The organism is Rhodococcus sp. USK13 (genome assembly GCF_018343855.1).
GTDB lineage: Bacteria > Actinomycetota > Actinomycetes > Mycobacteriales > Mycobacteriaceae > Rhodococcus_F > Rhodococcus_F oxybenzonivorans.
Map to the genome: position 1 here is coordinate 6061455 of NZ_CP069242.1, position 12708 is coordinate 6074162.

The following is a 12708-nucleotide window of genomic DNA, read 5'->3' on the forward strand; positions in this document are numbered from 1 at the left end:
CGCGGCGCCGACGCCACGAAATCCGCAGTGTCGCGACCGCACGCCGCGCCGGGATGGTTACCTACTGCCGCATCGGGCCCGGTCAGCCCGGGCTCTGCGTATGCTTGCCCCCCGCCGGCGGAGAAACGGGCGAGTCCGTGGGCGCCGGCGTGGGAGTGGGAGCCGGCGTGGGAGTGGGAGCCGGCGTGGGAGTGGGAGCCGTGGCTTCGACGGGCGGCGCACCGGTGGTGGGCGCGGTGGCCGTGCTGGTGTCGGTGTCGCGGTGGGTGGCCTTCTTCGCCAGCTCACCTACCTTGTGCTGCACGTGCGGGGCCTTCTCCTTCACCACCTCGGTCGCGCCGCTCACCTTCTCCTGCACGGTGGGGTTGTGCCAGACTTCGAGGGATTGATCCCTCATCTTCTCGTAGGTTTGCCTGCCGGACCGGGTGCCCAGGACGAAACCCACGGCTGCCCCCGCTGCAAAAATCAACGCTCTCTCCATGACCTCTCCTGACTGTTGTGCGACAAACGTGTACGGATCACCGTCGCAATGCCCTGCTACACAGCTATGCCCTCAGCGCCCGAGCCCAAACTTCCTCCACGACGGACGACCTTCGGCCGCGCCGGATGAAACACCTCTCGTCGGAACCATTCGAGTCGGTCCCGGCCAACTAGGCTCCGAGCATGGACCTGCGCGGTGAAGACCTGTTCACGGTTGCGGGGTCTCTGGCCGAGCTGATCGGCGCCCCGATCACGATCGAGGACGAGAACTCGACGGTGCTCGCGTATTCGAGTGGTGAGCAGGCGGTGGACGAAGCGCGGATCGGGACCATCCTTGGCCGGCAGGTGCCGGGACGGTACCGGCAGTTGCTCACCGAGGCCGGTGTGTTCGAACGCCTTCACCACGACACCGACGTCATCTATGTCGATCTGCACGTTCCCGACATGCGACCGCGGGCGGCGATCGCGGTGCGTGACGGCGGGCGCCCGGTGGGGTCCATCTGGGCAGCCGTCACCGCCTTTCCGACGCCGGAACAGGAAGCGATCCTCCGGTCCGCCGTACCGGTCGTGGCCGAACATATCGCCGCGCAACGCGAACGGGTCGATGTCACACGGCGATTGCAGGTCGACCGGGTCCGTGCCCTCCTGACCGGCGGCGAGCCCGCTTTCCGGGCCGCCGACGACCTGCGGTGGAGCGGTCCGATGACGGTTGCCGCGGCGGCCCCGGTCACGCTCGGCTCGTCGCTGCCGTCCGGACTGCTGGCCTCCCTCGGTCTCTACCTGGACACGCTGGCCGTCGAATCCGTCGCAGCCCAACTCGACGACACCATTTATGTGGTGATCGCCGCCGGGGAGAAGGAGGTTCGCCGTCTCTCCGAGAATTTCCTCGGACGTGCGCGCAGTGGACATGCTTTCGTCGTCGCGGTCGGGCGGGGGGTCGACACGGCAGGAGAGGCGCATCTGTCGCGCGGTGACGCCGACCGGATACTCGCGGCGCTGCAACACGCCTCCCGTGGCGGTGTGGTCGGAACCATGCGGGACACGCTGGCGTCGGTCCTCGCGCTGCGCGTGGCCGACATCTTCGACGGGTTGGGCACGCTCACCCCGCTGGCCGCCCTCCTTGCGCACGACGAGCAGCACGGCACCGACCTCGTGGCCACGGCACGCGCGTTCCTGGACCATGGCGGCGACGTGGCCGACGCCGCCGCAGCCCTGCACATCCACCCCAACACCCTGCGCAACCGGCTCCGGCGCTGCGTCGAATCGTGCGGCGTGGACCTCTCCGACGCGGACACCCGCCTCGTCCTGATGCTGCATTTGAAACTGCGCGGACTGCGCGAGCACTGAGCCGTGGACCCACCCTGGCCGATTGCACAACGTGGACGGTCCGGCACTGGCCGAACGGCTACTCCCCCCGCGTGATCGTCGATCGATGATGGACACATGAGCACAACTGCGCGCCCGGAGCATGTCGCAATCGTCGGAGCCGGTGTCGTCGGCCTGTCCACTGCCTGGTTCCTACAGGAGCGTGGGGTCCGCGTCACCGTCGTCGACCGGGAAGGTGTTGCGGCCGACGCCTCCTGGGGGAATGCGGGGTGGCTTGCTCCTGCCCTCACCCTGCCGCTCCCGGAGCCCGCCGTCCTGAAGTACGGCCTCCGCGCGATGCTGAATCCCTCCTCCCCCGTGTATGTTCCGTTCACCACCGACCTCCGCCTCCTCCGTTTCCTCGTCGGTTTCGCCCGGCACTGCACTCCCGCACGATGGGCGGAGGCGATGAAGGTCTACGCCGAAGTGAACCGGATTTCCCTGGGCGCATACGACCAACTCGCCGAGGGCGGCGTCGCCGAACACACCCATCTCGCCGACCCCTTCCTCACTGCGTTCACGTCGGACGCGGACCGGGAGGTGCTCGTCGACGAGTTCCGCCACGTGGAGGCGATCGGTGGCGAGGTCGAGTACGACCGGCTCGATACCGACGAGATCCACTCCCTGGAACCGAGTCTCGGGGAGGGCGTGCACTGCGGTCTCCGCCTGCGGAACCAGCGCTTCATCGATCCGCCGCGGTTTGTGCATTCTCTCGCCGACGCCGTCTGCGCACGGGGTGGCAACATCGTCTCCGGATTCGACGTCACCGCGGTCCGGGACCGTGGCGCGTCCGACGTTCGGCTCGCCTCTGCCCGCGGAGATTCGGTGTCGGCCGATGCGGTCGTGATCGCGAACGGCGCCCGGCTGGGCACACTGGCACGTCCCTTCGGCGTCCGGGCACTGGTCCAGGCCGGCCGTGGCTACAGTTTCAGCGTCCAGCCACAGCAGATGCCCAAGAATCCCGTGTACTTCCCCACTCAGCGGGTGGCGTGCACCCCGTTGCACGACCGCTTCCGTGTCGCCGGAATGATGGAATTCCGGAGTCCCGACGCACCGCTCGATCCCCGACGGGTCCAGGCCATCATCGATGCCGCGACACCCCTGTTCACCGGTATCGACTGGAATGCCCGCCAGGAGGAATGGGTGGGTTCCCGGCCGTGCACCACGGACGGGCTGCCCCTCGTCGGGGCCACCCGCTCGCCTCGCGTGCACGTTGCCGGCGGCCACGGAATGTGGGGTATCGCGCTCGGCGCCCTCACGGGCCGCCTGGTGGCCCAGTCGATGACTGGGGGCGAACCGTCCGCGGTGTTGCGGCATTTCGACCCTCTGCGCTGAGCCCGTCCTTCGTCTCAGGCCAATGCGCCGACCACCGCCTCGGCGCAGGCAAGGAGGGTGCCCGATGACGCGAGCGCCACCACCGCGTCGATCTCGGGGGCCAGGTACCGGTCGGTTCCGGGTCCGGCGACGTGCTCCCGGATCGCGTCGCGTACGGCACCCGTTGCAGGCGAAGGCTCGAGCGGCGCACGGAGGTCGAGTCCCCGCGCGGCAGTCAGTGCCTCGACCGCGAGGACCCTGGTGAGCCCGTCGAGGGCGCGGCGAAGTTTGCGGGCTGCTGACCACCCCATCGACACGTGGTCCTCCTGCATCGCCGACGACGGAATCGAGTCGACACTCGCAGGCGCGGCCAGGCGCTTGAGTTCGGACACGATCGCGGCCTGCGTGTACTGGGCGATCATGTGGCCGCTGTCGACGCCGGGGTCGTCGGCGAGGAACGGGGGCAGCCCGTGGTTGCGGGCGACGTCGAGAAATCGGTCGGTGCGGCGCTCGCTCATGCTCGCCACGTCCGCGACCACGATCGCCAGGAAATCCAGGACGTAGCCGAGCGGGGCTCCGTGGAAGTTGCCGTTCGACTCGACGCGGCCGTCCGCAGTCACCACGGGGTTGTCGACGGCGCTCGCGAGTTCGCGCGCCGCGACCTGCTGGGCGTGGGCGAGGGTGTCGCGCGCGGCGCCGGCGACCTGAGGCGCGCAGCGCAACGAGTAGGCGTCCTGGACCACCGTGCACCCGGGCCCCGCGTGGCTGCGCACGATGTCGGAGCCGGCCAGCAGCCGAGTCATGTTCTCGGCCGCTGCGGCCTGCCCGGGATGCGGCCGCAGCGACTGCAGGTCGGCGGCGAAGACCCGGTCCGTGCCGAGCAGGCCCTCGACGCTCATCGCTGCCGTGATGTCGGCCAGACGCAGCAGGTGACCCAGGTCTTCGCAGGCCAGCAGCAGCATGCCCAGCATGCCGTCGGTGCCGTTGACGAGGGCAAGGCCCTCCTTCTCCTCCAGCGACACCGGTGCGATTCCGGCGGCCCGCAGCGCATCGGCGGCGGGGGTAGGACAGCCCTCGGCGTTTCGCACGGTGCCCTCACCGATCACGGCGAGGGCAACATGTGCCAGCGGCGCCAGATCGCCCGAACAACCCAGGCTCCCGTACTCGTACACCACCGGAGTCAGACCCGCCGACAGCAGGTTCGCGTACACCTGCGCGACCTCCGGCCGAACGCCGGTGTGGCCCGTGGCGAGAGTCGAGAGCCGCAACAACATCAGCGCACGCACCACCTCACGTTCTACCTCCGGCCCGTTGCCGGCGGCGTGGGAACGGATCAGGCTGCGCTGCAGCTGCGCACGCTTGTCGACCGGAATATGACGGATCGCGAGGGCACCGAACCCCGTCGAGACGCCGTACACCGGTTTCGGATCCTCGGCGAGAGCCTCGATCCACCGACGACTTTCCGCCATGGTGGACAGAGCCTCTTCGGAGATCCGCACCGGGGCGCCGAGCCTGGCCACCCGAACCACTTCTTCGGCAGACACCGGGCCGACACCGACGACGACAGGCTCTTCGGTACCCACAGACTCAGTGTCCACCCCGGCGCGGGGTGTAGGTCGGGAATTGCGGGGTGCCAACGGCGATTACACGTCGCCGCGCAGAACTTCTTCGATTTCGCGTGGCGTCATGAGACGTTCGAGTTTTTCACTCGGCCACGAGGACGGACGTCCTTGCAATCGGGCAGATTCGAGTAGAGGGAGAGGGCTGCGGTCCCGCCGCAGGATCGAATGAACATTCACGACGATCACTTCCGAACACCGACTCGACGACGTGCCAATGCGCTGGCACCGAACCATTGCACTGATTTTTCTATCGCTCATCGTGCCTCGCGAGTTACACAGTTTCGGTGAGGCGCGCGGAGCGAAGCGACAAACCCGTTCCGGAGCGGACGCAACGAACTCATCGGGGTACAAAGAAGTGACCTGCCGCACATCCTCGTTCTCCGAGCGCCTACGATGACGGCAAAGTAGTTGTAACTACCCGTACCACCTTCCCTGACTGGAGACAGCCGATGGCAAACACCCTCGAAGCAAGCATCGAAATCGACGCCACCCCGCAGGATGTGTGGGCGGTGGTGTCTGATCTGAAGCGGATGGGTGAGTGGAGCCCGCAGTGCCGCACGATGCGCGTCCTGGGCGGTGTGGTCGAAGAAGGCACGAAGACGATCAACATCAACCGCAAGGGCATGCTCGTGTGGCCGACCACCTCGAAGGTCGTCAAGTTCCAGCCGAACAAGTCGATCGCCTTCCGCGTCGTCGAGAACCGCACCATCTGGTCGTACGAACTCCAGCCCACCGCCGGCGGAACCAAGGTCATCGAACGCCGGGAGGCGCCGACCGGAACGACCAAGGTGTCGCAATTCCTGGTGAAGACCGTGCTGGGCGGCAACGACGACTTCGAGGTCGAACTGATCGAGGGTATGAACACCACCCTGGCCCGTATCAAGGCGGCCGCCGAAGCCAGGTAACCCGCTTGACTCTCGACCTGGTCGAGCCTTCACCGTGAACCGCATGGAGAACTCGGATGACGTGACGGCGCAGATCGGTCGAGGTCAGGAACTCGCGATAGCAGGCGACGCCGAGGGCGCCCGACATCTCTTCGCCGAGGTGTGGGGCGCCCTCGAGGCGTCTCCTGAGGGCAATCGCGATCCGCTTCACATCGTGACCCTCGCCCACTACATTGCCGACGTTCAGATCGACCCCACCGAGGAATTGCGCTGGATCTGCGTGCGCCCGAGGCCGCGGACACGCTGACGGATGATCGCACGTACAGGTGAACGCGGGTTTTCTCCTCGACGCGATCGCCGCCCTCCCCGGCGATCAGCTGACGTTTCGCTTCGGCGGCCCCATCGCACCGCTCGCCATGTGTCCGCGGTCCGTTTCCTCCTCCGCCTCGGTGAGTGCGTACTCTCTCCTGATGCCGTTACAGCCGGCCGCGCTCACGTAACCTGTGAGGGCGCCGCAACGGCAGGTAGCCGTCCCGCCCGACACAGTTAGAGGAGCCCGTGGCCCGTAAGCCCAGACCACCCGGAACCGCGCAGACCTCAGGGATCGGCCACTTCGTCGATCTCGCCCGGGGAGCCGTCCCACCGCTTCATCCGGCCGGACTGCCCTTCGTTCTCGCACCGCTCGGTGTGGCGGTCCTCGGCCGCAACCGCAAGTGGGTCCGGCGTGGCGCGCTGACCTCCGCCGCGGCGTGCGCCGCGTTCTTCCGGCATCCGCATCGTGTTCCCCCCAACCGGGTGGGCGTAGCGGTCGCGCCTGCCGACGGTGAAGTCGCACTCGTCGATACCGCCGTGCCGCCGGCCGAACTCGACATGGGCTCCGAGCCCCTGCCCCGGGTCAGCATCTTCCTGTCCGTGCTCGACGTCCACGTCCAGCGCAGCCCGGTCGGCGGAGTGGTGCAGAAAGTCGTGCACCGGTCGGGCCAATTCCTGTCCGCCGACCTTGCCGATGCCAGCGAGGTGAACGAACGCAACAGCATGCTGCTGCACACCTCGGACGGCCATGACGTCGCGGTGGTGCAGATCGCCGGCCTACTGGCCCGGCGAATCGTGTGTGACGCCGCGGTCGGCGACACCCTCCCCATCGGTGACACCTACGGTCTGATCCGGTTCGGCTCCCGCGTCGACACCTACTTCCCTGCGGGCACCACCTTGCTGGTGGAGCGTGGCCAGCGGACGATCGGTGCCGAAACCGTCATCGCTCAACTGCCGTGATCGCCAGTACGAAGCAGCGGAGAGGGAGACCACGGCAAGCGGTGCGCTTGCTGCCGAGTGTCGTCACAATTCTCGCGTTGTGTGGTGGGCTGTCCGCGGTGAAGTTCGCGCTCGACGGCGATCTCGGGACCGCGCTGGCGATGATCGGTGCCGCCGCGGTGCTCGACTCCCTCGACGGGCGGATCGCCCGGCTCCTCGACGCCACCAGCAAAATGGGTGCGGAGCTCGATTCGCTGGCCGACTCCATCTCGTTCGGTGTCGCCCCGGCCCTCGTGCTGTACGTCACCCTGCTGGACGGGCAGAGTTTCGGTTGGATCATCGCGCTCATCTACGCAGTGAGCATCGTGCTGCGGCTCGCCCGCTTCAACACTCTGCTCGACGACGACGATATGCCGGGTTACGCCAGCGAGTACTTCGTCGGCGTCCCGGCACCCGCGGGAGCCTTGGTAGCGCTCACGCCCTTGGCGGCGGCAGCGCAGTGGGGCGACGGCTGGTGGTCGTCGTATCCGGTCGTCGTGGCGTGGACGGTGTTCTCCGCGGCCCTGATCGTCAGTCGCATTCCGACTCTGGCGCTCAAGACCGTGTCCGTGCCGCCTCGCATGGCAGCAGGTCTGCTGGTGCTGGTGGCGCTCGCAGCGGCTGCGTTGGTCACCTATCCGTTCATTCTGCTGATGGCCCTCGTCGCCGTGTACCTGGCGCACATTCCGTTCGCCGTCCGCTCGCAGCGGTGGGTGGCGGCGCGGCCGGAGACCTGGGAGATCAAACCGGCAGAACGGCGAGCCATCCGGCGACAGCCCGACACCCGCGGACGGCGCTCCGCGGCGCGGCTCGGGTTGCGCCGTCCACGAGCCCGATAGTGCACTCGCGCACGTAGGCTCGACGCGTGACCTCACCGGAACTCGCGCTCACAGTCCGACTGAACACTTCGGCCGCCGACACGCGACGCGGCGTCGTACGGCTCCATCCGGAAGCGCTCGCCGCGCTCGGTCTCCGCGAGTGGGACGCGATCGCGTTGGTGGGGGCGCGCCGGACGGCAGCGGTGGCGGGTATCGCGCCGACCGGAACGCCCACGGGCACCGCGCTGCTCGACGACGTGACGATGTCGAATGCCGGCCTCACCGAGAACGCCACCGTCGTCGTGACGCCGGTGACCGTGTACGGCGGAAGAACGGTCACGGTCAGCGGCTCCAACCTGGCGGTCACCTCGATCTCGGATGTCACCCTGCGACAAGCCCTCCTCGGGAAGGTCCTCAGCGTGGGTGACGCGGTGTCCCTGCTCCCCCGCGACCTAGGCCCCGGGACCAGTACGGCGCCCGCCACCCAGGCACTGTCCCGGACCTTCGGCGTCGCATGGACGTCGGAACTTCTCACCGTCACCGGGGTGGACCCGGCGGGCGGCCCGGTGAGTGTGCAACCCAACACCGCGGTCGGGTGGGGTGCGGGAACGCGCACCGCGGTCTCGTCCGCCCCGGCGCGCCTGTCGGCGACGGTGACCGAATCCGCGGCCGTCCCACCCCTGCCCGTCGAGGACCTCGTCGGGGCGCAGACCCAGGCCGCCAAACTGACCGAGTGGCTGGGACTCGCGCTCGACGAACCCGAACTGCTCCGCAAGCTCGGGGCGTCGCCTCACCTGGGAGTCCTCGTGACCGGGCCTGGTGGCGTCGGTAAAGCCACCTTGGCCCGCTCCGTGCTGGCGTCGCGGCGCGTCGTCGAACTCGACGGTCCCAGCGTCGGCGCTCTCGAAGCCGGTGCACGACTGCAACGGGTCACAGCAGCAGTCGACGCGATCAGCGGCAGCGGGGTGCTACTCGTCACCGACATCGATACCCTGCTGCCCGCGACTCCGGAACCCGTCTCCGCCCTGATCCTCGACCAACTCCGCCGTGCCGTCGACACCGCCGGTGTCGCATTCGTCGCGACCACCGCGCATCCGGAATCGACCGACACCCGGCTGCGCGGCCAGGAACTGTGCGACCGCGAACTCGCCCTGACACTGCCCGACGGCGCCACCCGACGCGCCCTGCTCGAACTGCTGCTGCGGAAGGTGCCCACCGACGGGATCGCCCTCGATGCCATCGCGGCCAGGTCGCCGGGATTCGTGGTGGCCGATCTCGCAGCACTGTGCCGGGAGGCAGCGTTGCGGGCCGCCTCCCGCGCCACCAGATCACCGGCCGACCCAGCTCTGACCCAGGAGGATCTGCTCGGCGCCCTCGACGTGATCCGCCCCTTGTCGAGGTCGGGGAGCGAGGAGCTGGCCATCGGCAGCCTCACTCTGGACGACGTCGGTGACATGGTCGAAACCAAGCAGGCCCTCACCGAGGCGGTGCTGTGGCCGTTGCAGCATCCGGATTCGTTTGCACGGCTGGGTGTCGACCCTCCGCGCGGAGTCCTGCTGTACGGACCTCCCGGCTGCGGCAAGACCTATCTTGTTCGGGCCCTTGCCAGTACGGGACACCTCAGCGTGCATGCCGTCAAGGGCGCCGAGCTGATGGACAAGTGGGTGGGCGCGTCCGAGAAGGCGGTGCGCGAGTTGTTCCAGCGGGCCCGCGACTCTGCGCCGTCCCTCATCTTCCTCGACGAGATCGACGCGCTGGCCCCGCGCCGCGGTCAGAGTTCCGACTCCGGTGTCTCCGACCGCGTGGTGGCCTCGCTGCTGACCGAACTCGACGGCGTCGAGCCTCTGCGCGATGTCGTGGTGCTCGGCGCCACCAACCGACCCGACCTGATCGACCCCGCGTTACTGCGGCCCGGACGCCTCGAACGACTCGTGTTCGTGCCGCCGCCCGACGCGGAGGCGCGCAAGGCGATCCTGCGGACCGCCGGCAGTTCGGTCCCGCTCGCCGACGACGTCGCCCTCGACGACCTGGCCGACAACCTCGACGGCTACTCGGCCGCCGACTGCTCGGCGCTCCTCCGTGAAGCTGCGCTCGCCGCGATGCGCCGGAGCATCGACGCCGCCGACGTCACCGCCGCCGACGTGGCCGCAGCACGCGAGAAGGTGCGCCCCTCGCTCGACCCCGAGCAAGTGGCGCACCTCAAGGCCTATGCGCTGTCGCGCCCGTGAGTACTTCTTAACCGCCCACGGTTAACAAGTACTCACGGGTCAGGACCAGCGGCCGAGCAACGTCGCGGCGTGCGCGGCGAGGGCAGCTTGGAAGAACGGACCGAAGCTCACCCGTGCGACGCCGAGCGGTCCGAAGGATGCCGGGTCGTCCTGGTCGGGCAGGCCGATCGCGTTGACGGGCAGCGGCAGCTCCGAAGTGAGACGTTTCTGGGTGGCGTCGTCGTGGCGGCCCACCGGATACAGGACGTCGGCGCCGGCGTCGGCTGCGAGCTTCAGCCGGGAGATGGCACGGTCGACGCGATCGGCATCGTCGCCGACCTTCTTGACGAACAGGTCGGTCCGCGCATTGACCACGACGTGCACGCCTGCGGCGTCGGCGGCCTGGCGTAGTTTCCCCACGAAGTCGGCGTGCTCCTGCGGCTCACGCAGCCGGCCGCCTTCACTGTGGACGGTGTCCTCGATGTTCAGCCCCACGGCGCCGGCGCCGATCAAGCCGTCGATGAGGCGAGCGGGTTCCTCCCCGTAGCCGGATTCGATGTCCACCGAGATGGGCAGGTCCACGGCGGAGGTGATCTGGGCGATCCGATGCAGCAGCTCGTCGAAGGTGATTCCCTCGTTGTCGGGCTTGCCGATCGAGTCCGACACCGGATGGCTACCGACCGTGAGTGCTCGGAAACCCGCGGAGACAGCCAAATTCGCGGACCACGCGTCCCATACCGTCGGCAGGATGACCGGGTTACCGGGCTGATGCAGCTGCAGCAGCGTTGTGGCCTTCTCGTGGATCGACGTCATGGGTGGGCTCCTCGCCTCGGAAAGTGTTGGACGGAGTCGTTCTCGGTACGCCTTCGTTGGCAACGCGAGGTGGGTGCCGTCCATTCCTCGCTGCTCGAGTACCGTGAGTGGATGGACTTCCGCGAACCCCTGTCGGCGGCGGCGGCCCTCGCCTCCGGCGCACTGGCCGGGTTCGTTCTCACCAATCCCCGCAATCGCGCGTGGGCCATCTATGCGTCGGATCGTGAGATCGACCGGTGGCTCAGCAGCCAGCCGACCGGTGTCGTGGTTGCCCTCGTCCTCGCCGTGATCGCTGTGGCCGGACTGCAGCGGTCGGGCTCACGCCGCGCCTCGTGGATCGTCGCCGCGGCGTGTGCACTCGTCCTGATCGCAACCCGCTCGGCGGTGGCGGGGGCAGGTGGTGTCGACACGCTGATCGCATTGCACTTCGCGAAGACCGCAACCGCGGGGATTCTTCTCGGAGCCGCGGTCGCCGCAGTGTGGGGACGGTGGGGTCCGCAGCTGACGCTGACGCTCGGCGCGGCGGGAGCGTTCGTTCTCGCGAGCGTCGCGCGACTACCGCGCGGTGACACCGAGTATCTCGAACCGGCAAGCCGGAGTACGTCCGCGATCGGGGAACCACCGATGTGGTTGCTGATCGGGACGCTGGTACTGGCGCTCGTTTCCACCGCCCTCGCCCAGAAGCAGTTCCGGGTGCAGCGTCCCGAACGTCGAATCCTCCAGACGGCACTGGCCGCGGCACTGGCTCTCGCTCTCCTCAACCGGCTACTCGGTGCGTGGATCGACGACCACGAATTCGGTGAACCGCTGACGGTATGGCTCATCATCGGCTTCTGCCTCGTGGTGGTGCTGGTGTGCACGGAGGTGTCCGCACGCTTGCTCCCCCGTGCCGACGGGCATTTCCTGCTGGCCGCCACAGCAGTCACCGCCGCGGCCATGCCCGTCCTCGACGACCTCCGGACCCCCCGCGTGACAACCCCCGCCTCCGCCGTCCTGATCGTCGGTGTCACAGCGTTGGCATTGGGTATCGCGGTCGCGGTCCGGGTTCCTCCGACGTTGCGACGACCGTACTGGGGGCTCGGGCTCGCCGCCCTCGTTCCCCTGACCACCGCCATACAGCCCGACTTCGGCAGTGACGGCGTCCTCCTTCTCGCCCGGCTCCTCGTCCTGTGCACCGGGATGGGGTTTGCGCTGGCCGCCGCGCTCCCCGCGTCGGCGCCGGTCGCAGTTCTGGGCCTGGCGTTGCCGTTCGCCTCGCTCGTCTTCGTGGCGGCAACCACCATCCCGGGCAGCCGGGTCGTGTACGCCGGAGCCTATGAACCGCTCGGCGCTGTGGCGGCGTTCACCGGCGAGGCCGACGGCCCCTCGCCCGTCTCGGCGGCATCGGACCATCTCGCGGGGATCGCGATGCTGGCCGTCGTGGCGTACTGCGCCTACTCGATACGGTCGCGTCGCCCACCGCTGGAAAAGACAGCCCCGCTCACCTAGTCGAGCAGACCCAGCGACTGCAGCCGGCGAAACACCAGCATCGAACCGGGCGCGACGTCGGGCATCGCCGCGTACTCGTCGACCGTGAAGTACCGCAGTTCCGCGATCTCGCTCGTGGGCCGCGGCTCAGCGCTCAGTTCTGCAAGAAAGCACGTCATGTGCAGGGCGGTGCCTTCGGGATGCCCGTACGCCGGCGCTTCGAAGACTCCCAGTTGCTCGAGGGTGCCGTCCACGATCGCGGCGTCGAGTTCTTCCCGAATTTCCCGGTGCAGCGCCTCTTCGGCGTTCTCGCCGGGATCAATCTTGCCGCCGGCCATGTAGAACGCCGACTTTCCGACCGATCTCGTCTGCAGAAGCCGCCTCTGGCGGATGTGAGCGAGGGCTGCGGTTCGGATCTCGGCGGGCACGCCTCACAAGATAGAACAGC

At 68.4% G+C, this 12708-nt stretch carries 12 protein-coding genes; 8 read left to right on the forward strand and 4 right to left on the reverse strand.

The annotated features are described in order from the left end of the window. Positions 1–82: 82 nt before the first annotated feature. Positions 83–481: a YtxH domain-containing protein gene (locus tag JQT59_RS30445; protein ID WP_213573177.1), complete on the reverse strand. Its 399-nt coding sequence runs from the start codon at positions 479–481 to the stop codon at positions 83–85. 182 nt (positions 482–663) lie between these two features. Here JQT59_RS30445 and JQT59_RS30450 point away from each other — a divergent pair, with 182 nt between their 5' ends. Together JQT59_RS30450 and JQT59_RS30455 are read left to right on the forward strand one after the other, a co-directional pair. After that, complete coding sequence (locus JQT59_RS30450; protein ID WP_213573178.1) at positions 664–1827, forward strand: PucR family transcriptional regulator; 1164 nt, start codon at positions 664–666, stop codon at positions 1825–1827. Between the two features lie 96 nt (positions 1828–1923). After that, on the forward strand, positions 1924–3180 hold the full coding sequence (locus JQT59_RS30455; protein WP_213573179.1) for an NAD(P)/FAD-dependent oxidoreductase: 1257 nt from the start codon (positions 1924–1926) through the stop codon (positions 3178–3180). Between the two features lie 14 nt (positions 3181–3194). Here the strand turns inward: JQT59_RS30455 and hutH are convergent, their stop codons facing one another. Then, on the reverse strand, positions 3195–4742 hold the full coding sequence (gene hutH, locus JQT59_RS30460; RefSeq protein WP_213573180.1) for a histidine ammonia-lyase: 1548 nt from the start codon (positions 4740–4742) through the stop codon (positions 3195–3197). Between the two features lie 488 nt (positions 4743–5230). Here hutH and JQT59_RS30465 point away from each other — a divergent pair, with 488 nt between their 5' ends. The 5 genes from JQT59_RS30465 to JQT59_RS30485 all read left to right on the forward strand — a co-directional run bounded on the left by JQT59_RS30465 (position 5231) and on the right by JQT59_RS30485 (position 10001). Then, positions 5231–5686 carry an SRPBCC family protein gene (locus JQT59_RS30465; protein ID WP_213573181.1) on the forward strand — a complete coding sequence of 152 codons (456 nt, stop codon included), beginning with the start codon at positions 5231–5233 and terminating at the stop codon, positions 5684–5686. Positions 5687–5729: 43 nt separating this feature from the next. Continuing rightward, positions 5730–5972: a hypothetical protein gene (locus JQT59_RS30470; protein ID WP_213573182.1), complete on the forward strand. Its 243-nt coding sequence runs from the start codon at positions 5730–5732 to the stop codon at positions 5970–5972. 251 nt (positions 5973–6223) lie between these two features. Then, positions 6224–6937 (forward strand): phosphatidylserine decarboxylase, encoded by a 714-nt coding sequence (locus JQT59_RS30475; protein ID WP_213573183.1) that lies wholly within the window; start codon positions 6224–6226, stop codon positions 6935–6937. Next, positions 6934–7794, forward strand: coding sequence for a CDP-diacylglycerol--serine O-phosphatidyltransferase (gene pssA, locus JQT59_RS30480; RefSeq protein WP_109327683.1), 861 nt, complete (start codon positions 6934–6936; stop codon positions 7792–7794). The genes JQT59_RS30475 and pssA overlap by 4 nt, the downstream gene beginning before the upstream one ends. 26 nt (positions 7795–7820) lie before the next feature. Then, positions 7821–10001, forward strand: coding sequence for an AAA family ATPase (locus JQT59_RS30485; protein ID WP_213573184.1), 2181 nt, complete (start codon positions 7821–7823; stop codon positions 9999–10001). A 39-nt stretch (positions 10002–10040) separates the two neighbouring features. Here JQT59_RS30485 and JQT59_RS30490 read toward each other — a convergent pair whose 3' ends face one another. Beyond that, entirely contained in the window at positions 10041–10793 is a 753-nt protein-coding gene (locus JQT59_RS30490) for an isocitrate lyase/PEP mutase family protein (RefSeq protein ID WP_213573185.1), read from the reverse strand. A 111-nt stretch (positions 10794–10904) separates the two neighbouring features. Between JQT59_RS30490 and JQT59_RS30495 the strand changes: the two genes are divergently transcribed. Beyond that, positions 10905–12281 (forward strand): hypothetical protein, encoded by a 1377-nt coding sequence (locus tag JQT59_RS30495; protein WP_213573186.1) that lies wholly within the window; start codon positions 10905–10907, stop codon positions 12279–12281. On the opposite strand, the gene JQT59_RS30500 is transcribed toward JQT59_RS30495, so the two are convergent. Then, positions 12278–12688 carry an NUDIX hydrolase gene (locus JQT59_RS30500; RefSeq protein ID WP_208962406.1) on the reverse strand — a complete coding sequence of 137 codons (411 nt, stop codon included), beginning with the start codon at positions 12686–12688 and terminating at the stop codon, positions 12278–12280. The two genes, JQT59_RS30495 and JQT59_RS30500, sit on opposite strands and share 4 nt — an antisense overlap. Positions 12689–12708: the final 20 nt, after the last annotated feature.

What these genes read in the sequence shown, in the direction of transcription:
- JQT59_RS30445 (WP_213573177.1), bottom strand. Translation starts at nt 481, where the DNA reads ATGGAGAGAGCGTTGATTTTTGCAGCGGGGGCAGCCGTGGGTTTCGTC.
- JQT59_RS30450 (WP_213573178.1), top strand. Translation starts at nt 664, where the DNA reads ATGGACCTGCGCGGTGAAGACCTGTTCACGGTTGCGGGGTCTCTGGCC.
- JQT59_RS30455 (WP_213573179.1), top strand. Translation starts at nt 1,924, where the DNA reads ATGAGCACAACTGCGCGCCCGGAGCATGTCGCAATCGTCGGAGCCGGT.
- JQT59_RS30465 (WP_213573181.1), top strand. Translation starts at nt 5,231, where the DNA reads ATGGCAAACACCCTCGAAGCAAGCATCGAAATCGACGCCACCCCGCAG.
- JQT59_RS30470 (WP_213573182.1), top strand. Translation starts at nt 5,730, where the DNA reads ATGGAGAACTCGGATGACGTGACGGCGCAGATCGGTCGAGGTCAGGAA.
- JQT59_RS30490 (WP_213573185.1), bottom strand. Translation starts at nt 10,793, where the DNA reads ATGACGTCGATCCACGAGAAGGCCACAACGCTGCTGCAGCTGCATCAG.
- JQT59_RS30495 (WP_213573186.1), top strand. Translation starts at nt 10,905, where the DNA reads ATGGACTTCCGCGAACCCCTGTCGGCGGCGGCGGCCCTCGCCTCCGGC.